6 protein-coding genes are annotated in these 7014 nt (G+C 65.8%); 5 read left to right on the top strand and 1 reads right to left on the bottom strand.

All coding sequences use genetic code 11. The features are described 5' to 3' along the window. Window positions 1-403 precede the first annotated feature (403 nt). The 4 genes from YUU_RS0147295 to YUU_RS0147280 all read left to right on the top strand — a co-directional run bounded on the left by YUU_RS0147295 (window position 404) and on the right by YUU_RS0147280 (window position 4345). Complete coding sequence (locus tag YUU_RS0147295) at window positions 404-1798, top strand: MATE family efflux transporter (protein ID WP_027528363.1); 1395 nt, start codon at window positions 404-406, stop codon at window positions 1796-1798. Further along, window positions 1795-2292, top strand: a complete 498-nt coding sequence (locus YUU_RS0147290; RefSeq protein WP_027528362.1) for a DUF2867 domain-containing protein — start codon at window positions 1795-1797, stop codon at window positions 2290-2292. Before YUU_RS0147295 ends, YUU_RS0147290 begins: the two co-directional genes overlap by 4 nt. Beyond that, window positions 2289-2939 (top strand): 2-hydroxychromene-2-carboxylate isomerase, encoded by a 651-nt coding sequence (locus YUU_RS0147285; protein WP_027528361.1) that lies wholly within the window; start codon window positions 2289-2291, stop codon window positions 2937-2939. Before YUU_RS0147290 ends, YUU_RS0147285 begins: the two co-directional genes overlap by 4 nt. A 95-nt stretch (window positions 2940-3034) precedes the next feature. Further along, window positions 3035-4345 (top strand): SMI1/KNR4 family protein, encoded by a 1311-nt coding sequence (locus YUU_RS0147280; protein WP_027528360.1) that lies wholly within the window; start codon window positions 3035-3037, stop codon window positions 4343-4345. Here the strand turns inward: YUU_RS0147280 and YUU_RS0147275 are convergent. Then, window positions 4342-5466, bottom strand: coding sequence for an aromatic acid exporter family protein (locus YUU_RS0147275; RefSeq protein WP_027528359.1), 1125 nt, complete (start codon window positions 5464-5466; stop codon window positions 4342-4344). The genes YUU_RS0147280 and YUU_RS0147275 overlap by 4 nt on opposite strands. Before the next feature lie 119 nt (window positions 5467-5585). On the opposite strand from YUU_RS0147275, the gene YUU_RS0147270 reads away from it, so the two are divergent. Then, window positions 5586-6953 (top strand): MmgE/PrpD family protein, encoded by a 1368-nt coding sequence (locus YUU_RS0147270; protein ID WP_027528358.1) that lies wholly within the window; start codon window positions 5586-5588, stop codon window positions 6951-6953. The last annotated feature ends 61 nt before the right edge of the window (window positions 6954-7014 follow it).

Raw genomic sequence — 7014 nt, 5'->3', positions numbered from 1 at the left:
CAGGGCTTCCTTCATCCCGCAAATGCGCCATCAGCTTCTCGAACCGGTACCATTTGACCAAGCCCGACAACCGATTCAGCGCCGCATTGGCACCGGCTCCCTTCGGCAACCACGCCTCAATAAAACTCGGCTGCCCAGTCTGCTTCACTGCCATCGTTACCTCCAAGGCTTCTGCCCTAGAGAATCACAATCGCGGATTACGCAACAGGCCCCTTGTGGGAGAAGGTGGCGCGAAGCGCCGGATGAGGGGTATCTATCCGCACGACGACTGAGAGAGATTCGCGCGAGGAGAAAGACCCCTCACCCGTCTCGCCGCTACGCGGCGAGCCACCCTCTCCCACAAGGGGAGAGGGTGAAAAGCGCAGGCCATGTTTTCGACGCGTGGCGATGCTATCGTGCGCCCATGCTCGATACCGTCGAACCTCGTCCGCAGCCACAACTCGGTATGCAGCCCAACCACCTCGCCGATGAATTCGGCGAGACGTTGCGGCTGGCCGTGCCGATGATGCTGACGCAGCTCGGGCAGATCGCGATGATGACGACCGACCTCGCGCTGATCGGCCGGCTCGGCCAGGACGCGGTCGCGGCCGCAGCGCTGGCACACACGGTCTACTTCATCAGCTTCACCTTCGGCCTCGGCCTCGTCGCCGCCGTGGCACCACTGGCGGCACAGGCCTTTGGCGCCGGAGACGTCGGGCGCATCCGGCGCTCCCTGCGCGTCGGGCTATGGGTCGCGCTGCTCATCTCGCTGCCGATGATTGCCTCCCCGCTCTATGGCGAAGAGATCCTGCTGGCGCTCGGACAGACGCCGCATTCGGCCGCGCTGGCGCAGCGCTATCTGTTCGGGCTTGCCTGGGGCATCGCACCGGCGCTCGGCTTCATTGCGCTGCGCGGATTCATGGGCGCCGTGAACCGGCCGCAACCGCCGCTATGGATCACCTTTGCCGCGATCCCCGCCAATGCGGTGCTGGTCTATCTCTTGATCCACGGCCTGTTCGGCCTGCCGCAGCTCGGCCTGCTCGGCGCAGGGCTCGCGACCACGCTCATCAACTTCGGCACCTTCTTCGCAGCGCTGGCCATCGTCGCGTTTCGAAAGCCGTTTTCGGACTATCATCCGCTCGTACACCTCTGGCGTGGCGACTGGCCCTTGACGCGCGAGCTGATCGCGATCGGCGCGCCGATCTCGTTTGCGCTGCTGATGGAATACGGCATGTTCTCCTCGGCCGCGCTTCTGATGGGACTGATCAGCACGACCGCGCTTGCCGCCCATCAGGTCGCGCTCCAGGTTACCGCCGTGCTGTTCATGATCCCGCTCGGCATCGGCATGGCGGCGACAGTGCGGGTCGGACACGCCTTTGGCCGCAGCGAGCCGGCGGCGGTGCAGCGCGCAGGCCTCGTCGCGGCGCTGCTCGGAGTTGCGCTCGTCGCGGCGCTAACGCTTGCCATCGTGATCGGCCGATATGCGCTGGCGCGGCTGTTCTTCGGCGGTGGCGAGACGAGCTCGGAGACGATCGAGCTGACCGCGACGTTGCTCCTGGTCGGCTCGACCTTCTTCATCGCCGACGGTCTGCAGACCATCATGGGCGGGGCGCTGCGCGGCCTCAACGACACAACGATGACGCTCGTCTTCGCCATCATCGGTTATTGGTGCGTCGGCTTCCCGAGTGCCTGGCTGCTCGCCTTCAACATCCATCTCGGCGCGGTCGGCGTCTGGATCGGGCTGTCGCTCGGGACCTTCGTCTACGCCGCCCTTCTGATCTTGCGCTTCCAGCGGCTGGCGCGCAGATTGGGGGAATGACGCCCGTCCGCGAAGTTACCCCAGAGGTCGACGCCGACGCACTGCTTGCCGGCGCGCAATTCATCGACGCCCATCGCGTTGAGATCGGCGGGAAGGTGCTTACCGCCCGCGAGGCCTGTGTCCGAATGGTGCTGCACGGACCGCGCTGGATCGATGCGCTGCTGCGCCTGCGTAACATCCTGGTGACGCCGTTCGGGCTCAAGACGTCGGGCGAAGGCGCGCCGGCGCCGGGAGGCCTGATCGGGCTGTTTCCGGTGGTCAGCGAAACGCCGGAGCGACTCGTCGCCGGCTTCGATGACTATCATCTCGATTTCCGCATCGTGGTCGATGTCGCCGGCGACGCGACGCAGAAGCAGAAGCAGAAGCAGGTGACCTCGACCACGCTGGTGCGGACACATAATCTGCTCGGCCGAAGCTATCTCACGCTGATCATGCCCTTCCACAAGCTGGTGGTCCGCAGCATGATGGGGCGGATCGTGGAGGCAGTCCGATGACCCTCTCAGTCGACCTCTTCTTCTCCTTCCGAAGTCCCTACAGCTATCTGGCGCTGCCCAGAACGCTGAAACTCGTCGCGGGCTATGATCTCACGGTGAACCTGCGGCCGGTCTATCCGCTCGCGGTGCGCGTGCCCGGCTTCTTCAAGAGAACCAACCGGCAGTTCATCCCCTATGTCATCCTTGACAGCAGCCGCGTGGCTCAGCACGAGAACATTCCGTTCCGCTTTCCCCGTCCCGACCCGGTCGTACAGGACAGGACGACGCTGGAGGTCGCGGCGGAGCAACCCTACATCCATCGCCTGACCCGGCTCGGTGCCATGGCCCAGCTCGAGGGTCGCGCGCTCGAATTTACCTCCGCGATCGCGCGCGTGTTGTGGGACGGCTCGGTCGAGGGATGGAACGAAGGCGACCATCTCGCGCGTGCCGCCGAAAAAGCCGGCTTCGATCTCGCCGCGATGGATGCGGCGATCAGCGCCGATCCTGATAGCTACCAGCAGGTGATCGCTGACAACGAAAGGGATCACGCGGCCTCCGGCCATTGGGGCGTGCCGACCTTCGTTTTCGAGAACGAGCCGTTCTTCGGCCAGGACCGCATCGATCTCCTGGTCTGGCGCATGCAAAGCAAGGGTCTGAGGCGGCGCTAACCCCGCGACCGTGAACCAGTTTCTCCGCGCAAGCGACTGAGACGTGACGGCCGGCAGCTATGCCGGCCTACGTTTTGCTCGCGTTCGGAGATCCGATGTATCTGGCCAAATTCTTCCATCGTCCGCCTGGTGATGACGACCGCGAGCTGCTGCTGATCCTGGGCGGCGACCCCATGATCATCGGCATCCACATGCGCGAGGGGGAGTACGGATCGGACGAGTTTCTGCGCGAGACCTATTCGGACGTCACCGTGGCGATCTCCTCGTTCCGGCGCGAGGGGGCCAGACTCGTCGACGCCGGCTATTTCGAGACCAGCCACACCAAATATACGCTGCGCAACCTCTTGCCCGATCCGCAAGCCAAGCCGGATTGGCAGAAGGGCCTGGACGAACTGATGATGGCCGCACTGGGCGCACCGCTCGCCGAGCAGGCAAAACATCTCCGGGCGCTGAAGGGCACGCCGGCCGAGCACGAGCCGCTGTATCTGTGGCTTGCCGCTCATCACGGCCTCGCGGCCGATGCGGACGCGCAACGGACGCTGCACATTGCCGAACGGGCGCGCGATACGCTGGCCGCGCGGCGTGCCGCAGAACAACCGCATTACGCCTGGTCGATTTACGAGAGCGAGCTGGAGGGGCGTATCCTCGAATCGCTCAGCGACGCCTATGTGCGCGCGGGCAATCCATCGGCCGGACTCGCGGCGATCGAGCGGGCCTGCAGGGTCGCGGCCAATCACAAGCGCATCCTGCAGCGCGCCGTCATCCTCTGCGTCTATTTTCCGGAGCGCACGGAGGATGCCTTCGACGATGCCTATCGCCGGTCACGCTATGGCGGCTATGAGGACATCATGGCGCTGCCCGGTTACGCCGACTACGAAGCGCGGCGCAAAGCGGACGCAAACGGACAGTGGCGCTGGAAGGCCGCTGAACCCGCGCGCGAAGAAGAGGTGCGCAAGGCGGAAACCGAGCTCGGCCTTCAGCTACCGGACGACTATCGCAAATTCCTGCTGTCGCGCGGCGAGACCGAGCTCCTGGTCCGGCTGCCCGAGGACTCCGCCGAGCTTCGCTTCTATCGGCCTGCGGATCTCGCCACCCAGCGCAGCAACATTCTCAGCTTTGTCTCTTTCGCGGACGCCGAGCAGCTCGAGGAGGCCGTCGCGCATTTCCGCGCGGAATACGGCGTTTCGCTCCGGCACTTGCTGCCCGTAGCCGAGCCGGCACAGGCCAGCCGTTGCCTTCTGCTCCATCTCGAACCGGGCGAGCGCTACGGCTGGTGCTATCGCTGGGATCATGACGGCGCCTGGGAGCTGGAGAGGCCGGAACCGAATTTTGATGCAGCGCTCGCAGCCCTCATTCAGGGAATCGAGCAGCGCGACAAGCTGACCCTCGGCTTCCTCAACATCTAGCTCGACTGATCCGCAACCCGCGCCGGCTTGTCCGCCGCCGCCTCCGACCACTCGCCGATGACGCGATCGAGATCGCTGAGATTCTGGTGCATCTGCTCCAGCGAGAAGCCGAGCGCGAAGAAGCGCTCGGCGGTATCGCCGGGCTGGCCGCGGATCAGGCCGTCGCGACGAACGGCGGCGACCGCATCGGCGTAGGTCTGCAGCGCAACGTGCACGGGATGGATCGGCGGCGCACCGGCGCCGGCCCGCAGCGCCGCGGCCGCGGAGCGCAGGAACTGCGCGATCACCGTACCGACCTCCGACAAGGGCGCGGCGAGCCTGACCTGCACGTCGGCCGGCAGCGGCACCACGGTGGCGCGGCCGATCATCACGACATCATGGCGCAGCCGCAGCACTGTTCGCAGCAGAGGACCGGTGTCGGGCCCGCTCGACAGGCGCGCCGCGCGCTCGCGCTCGGCCTCGGCGCCAGTGGCGTTGAGTCCCACCATCGCGGTGCCGATGCCGTCCTGGATCCGATGCAGCGCGTCGTTGTCGCGGCCGCGCGTCAGGCCTGCCAGCAGTTCGGTGAAGGCGTCGGCGATCAGCTCGAGCAGGCGCGCAGCGCCGGCACGAATCTGCCGGATCGCGCGCGACGGCAGCACCAGGAAAGAGACGAGCAGCCCCGTGATCGCGCCGACCGCGACCTCGCTGACGCGATCGATCGCCGAAGTCATGGGATCGGAATGATGCAAGGTGGGAACCAAAAGCACGATCACGGCGGTCACTGTCGCAGCGCTGAGACTCGGATTGATAGCGGCGATGAAGGCGAGCGGGGCGACCGACAAGACCAGAAGCCCCAACAGCCCGGCTTCGCTCGAATAGGGGATCAGGATTGCGATGGCGCCACCATAGATGGCGCCGCCGATCGTGCCGAGCATGTAGTCGCGCGTCGCCTTCAGCGAGCGCCCGACGCTCATCTGGGTCACGATCAGCGAGGTCAGGACCGCCCAGAGCGGCAGCAATAGGTGCAGCGCGGTTGCGATCACATAGGCCGCGGTTGCCGCCACCGTGACCCGGATCGCCAGCCCCAGTTGCGTCCTTCGCGACCGAACCCGGTCGTATAGCTGCCGTGCGAATGCCATCGTCGAATATCCCGATCCCCGTAACCCGGCCCAAAGCATAGCTGATACCCGCAAGCCGCCAGGCGGCTTGAAAGGAAAAATCCGCCCGCCTACCCTGCCGGCCAAAACGAGGAAACACGATGGCCCACGAAACCGCAACGCTCGCCGCCTTCGTCTGCAACCTGAAATACGAGGATATTCCGGCGGAGGTGCTTGAGCGCGCAAAAGTGCTGACGCTCGATTTCCTCGGCAGCGCGATTCGCGCGCGCCGCGAGGCGGAATCGACGCCGTCGCTGCTGAAGATGCTGGAGGTGCTCGCGCTCGACGGCAAGGGCGAGTCCACCGTGTTCGGCGACAGCAAAACCTGGACGCCGGCGGTCGCCGCGCTCCTCAACGGCGCCCTCGGCCACTCCCTCGATTTCGACGACACGCATGCGGATTCCTCGCTGCATCCGAGCGCGCCGGTGGTGCCCGCGGCTTTCGCAGTCGGCGAGATGGTCGGCGCCTCCGGGCGCGACGTGCTCACCGCGATCGTCGCAGGCTACGAGGTCTGCTGCCGGCTCGGCAACGCGCTCGACCCGACCTCACATTATGCCCGCGGCTTCCATCCGACCGCGACCGCAGGCACCTATGGTGCGGCGGCCGCAGCTAGCAAGCTGTTCGGCCTGAGCGAAAAGCAGATCATCTCGGCCTTCGGCGTCTCCGGCAGCCAGGCCGCGGGCTCGCTGCAATTTCTGCTCAACGGCGCTTGGAACAAGCGCTACCAGGTCGGCGCCGCCGCGATGAACGGCGTGATCGCCGCGACGCTGGCGCGCAACGATTTCATCGGCTCGACGGAATCGGTCGAGGGCAAGCACGGCCTCCTGGTCGGCTACACAGATGATGCGCATCCGGACAAAGCGGTCGCCGAGCTCGGCAAGAGCTACGAGACCATGAAGATCGGCGTCAAACCCTATCCAAGCTGCCGCTACACCCACGCCGCGATCGACGCGCTGATCGCGATGCGGCGCGAGCACAATTTGACGCCCGAGCAGGTCAAGCGTGTCGAGATCGGCCTGCATCGCAACGGCATCACGCTGACCGGCGATGCCGCGACCAAGCGGCACCCGCGCTCGATCGTCGGCGGCCAGTTCTCGATGTTTTTCACCGGCGCGCTCGCCCTCGACCAGGGCAGCTTCGGCTGGGACGACTATGGCAGGCTCGGCGATGCCGCAATCGATGCGCTCGCCGACAAGTTCGACGTCGTGCAGGATGCCCGCCTGGAAGGCCGCGTCCATCCCTTCGGCGCGCGCGTGAGCATCACCACCGACGACGGCGTGCACGAGCGGCTCTACGCCGATCCCTCGGGCGAACCGAACTCGTTCCCGGATGCGCAGGCGATGCAGCAGAAATTCTTGACGCTGGCACGCCCCGTGCTGAACGCGCGTGCCCAGCAATTTGCCGATGCGATCCTGTCGCTGGAACGATTCGATCGCGTGGCGAAGGCGACGGAGCTGGGGAGGCAATAAGCCCAGCTCGCCCCGCATCGGCGCTGCACCTTCTCCCGCAAAGGGAGAAGGGAAGAGCCCA

Source organism: Bradyrhizobium sp. Ec3.3 (assembly GCF_000472925.1).
Lineage (GTDB): Bacteria > Pseudomonadota > Alphaproteobacteria > Rhizobiales > Xanthobacteraceae > Bradyrhizobium.
This window is presented reverse-complemented; position numbering and strand designations above follow the sequence as displayed.

Coding starts and splice junctions, on each gene's coding strand:
- YUU_RS0147290 (WP_027528362.1), top strand. CDS start 1,795: ATGACGCCCGTCCGCGAAGTTACCCCAGAGGTCGACGCCGACGCACTG.
- YUU_RS0147275 (WP_027528359.1), bottom strand. CDS start 5,466: ATGGCATTCGCACGGCAGCTATACGACCGGGTTCGGTCGCGAAGGACG.
- YUU_RS0147270 (WP_027528358.1), top strand. CDS start 5,586: ATGGCCCACGAAACCGCAACGCTCGCCGCCTTCGTCTGCAACCTGAAA.
- YUU_RS0147295 (WP_027528363.1), top strand. CDS start 404: ATGCTCGATACCGTCGAACCTCGTCCGCAGCCACAACTCGGTATGCAG.
- YUU_RS0147285 (WP_027528361.1), top strand. CDS start 2,289: ATGACCCTCTCAGTCGACCTCTTCTTCTCCTTCCGAAGTCCCTACAGC.
- YUU_RS0147280 (WP_027528360.1), top strand. CDS start 3,035: ATGTATCTGGCCAAATTCTTCCATCGTCCGCCTGGTGATGACGACCGC.